Here is a 1880-nt window from a genome sequence, read left to right as displayed (position 1 = left end):
TACCCCCGCCGCCCTCTCACACCACCGTACGTGCGGTTCCGCATACGGCGGTTCATTCAACACACTGGAAGCGCTGCCGGGTGTCCAGCAACGAAACCAACCCAAGCGCATCGAAATAACTTTTCGGATACGCGGCGTTCATGTGGCTCGCGCCGGCGTTCCACCACGGGCCACGGCCATTGCTCGCCGACTTCCACGCTCGCGTCCCGTCAAGCCCTCTCGCTTGCATCTTCCTGTTACGGGTGGTCGGGCGCTTCCATTGCCGCCATAGCAGGCAGCGCAGCTTGCGCCGTATCCATCCGTCCAGGTCCTGCAACACACCTTTTACCTCGGTCAGCCGGCAGTACGACATCCAGCCGCGTAGCGCCGGGTTGAGTTCGCTAATCGTGCCGGCGAGATTGCGCGAGGCATTCCCGACGACGATTTCACGCACCCGGTCCTTCAGTCGCTTCAGGCTTCCCTCCGCGATTTTCAGACGCGCCCGTTTATGCCACGTGAAGCTGTAGCCGAGGAACTTCCTGTCCCAAGGCCGCGCCACGGCGCTTTTCTCCCGATTCACCCGAAGCTTGAGACTGCGCTCCAGATAGTCGGTGATGGCGGTCATGGCGCGCCGTCCCGCCATTTCGCTCCGGACGTAGATGTTGCAGTCGTCGGCGTAGCGGCAAAACTTGTGCCCCCTGCGCTCCAGTTCACGGTCAAGATCAGTCAGAAGGATGTTCGACAGCAGCGGCGACAGTGGCCCGCCCTGCGGCGTGCCTTCCGTTCTCGTGCTGACGATACCATCCGCCATCAAGCCCGCTTCGAGGTAACGTCGGATCAGTTTTAGAACCCGTTCGTCCCTGACCTTGCGTGCCACACGCGACATCAGGATGTCATGGTTCACACGGTCGAAGAACTTCTCCAGATCGAGGTCGACCACCCAGCGGCGGTCTTCCCGGATGTAGCCTTGCGCTTGCCGTACCGCTTGCCATGCATTGCGGCCAGGGCGAAACCCGTAGCTGTGTTCGGAGAATTCGGTTTCAAATTCCGGTTGCAAAACTTGCAGCAGCGCCTGCTGGATCAGACGGTCCAGCACCGTGGGGATGCCAAGTAGTCGTACCCCGCCGTTCGGCTTCGGTATTTCCACTTTGCGCACCGCCCCTGGCATGTACTCGCCCGCCAGCAGCGCCGCCCTGACAGTTGGCCAGTGCTGTTGCAGCCATGTCTTGAAGTCGGCAACGGTCAGTCCATCGACTCCCGCCGCTCCCTTGTTCCGCACGACCCGCTCATACGCTCGCCAAAGGTTGCTACGTTCGACCACGGCTTCCATCTGCCGCGGTCCTTCCGCTTTCGTTTGCCCATCCGCCGCCGTGCCCGCCTCGGCTCCGGACGTGGCCGTTGACGACATCCGGTCGTCTTCCTCCATGTCTGGCGCGGTTGCCCGCCTTGTCGCTTCACCGGCTCGCATCGAGGTCGAATGTCCTAATCGCGTTGTTGAATGTTCAGGCCTTCGGCCGGGCTCTCTGGACTCATCGCCCTTGTCCCAAGCCTACTATGCCCTCTGCTGACTTCTGCATGCGCATCCCGGCACCTCGCGATGCCGGTAGCACAACGGCACGCATACAGATCTCCCCGGGTATTGCGCACCTACCTTCCCGCTTATGCCTGTCGGATCTACGCCGCAGCCTCCCGTACAAGTATTGGGCTTTGGTGATAAGGGCCACCTCACCCGGCTGCGTCGCCTCATATCCGCTTCCTGTTCGTCAGGCCAGCGCTTTGCCTTCGGCTTCCTTCAGATTCGCGGTCGCCCGCGACACCCTTGCCGTTCGGCTAACTCTTCCCCTTGTCGGGCGAGTAGAGGACTTTCACCTCCAAGTAGGTGCGCCCTGCCGGGCGCACCC

General features: G+C 61.9%; 1 protein-coding gene. It reads right to left on the bottom strand.

All coding sequences use genetic code 11. From position 1 onward, the window contains the following. Positions 1 to 52: 52 nt before the first annotated feature. On the bottom strand, positions 53 to 1447 hold the full coding sequence (gene ltrA, locus ISF28_RS30150) for a group II intron reverse transcriptase/maturase (RefSeq protein WP_370663520.1): 1395 nt from the start codon (positions 1445 to 1447) through the stop codon (positions 53 to 55). Between the last annotated feature and the right edge of the window lie 433 nt (positions 1448 to 1880).

Source organism: Massilia rhizosphaerae, from assembly GCF_016093545.1.
Classification (GTDB): domain Bacteria; phylum Pseudomonadota; class Gammaproteobacteria; order Burkholderiales; family Burkholderiaceae_D; genus Telluria; species Telluria rhizosphaerae.
Note: the sequence above shows the minus strand (reverse complement) of the source record. Positions and strands in the feature narration are given on the sequence as shown.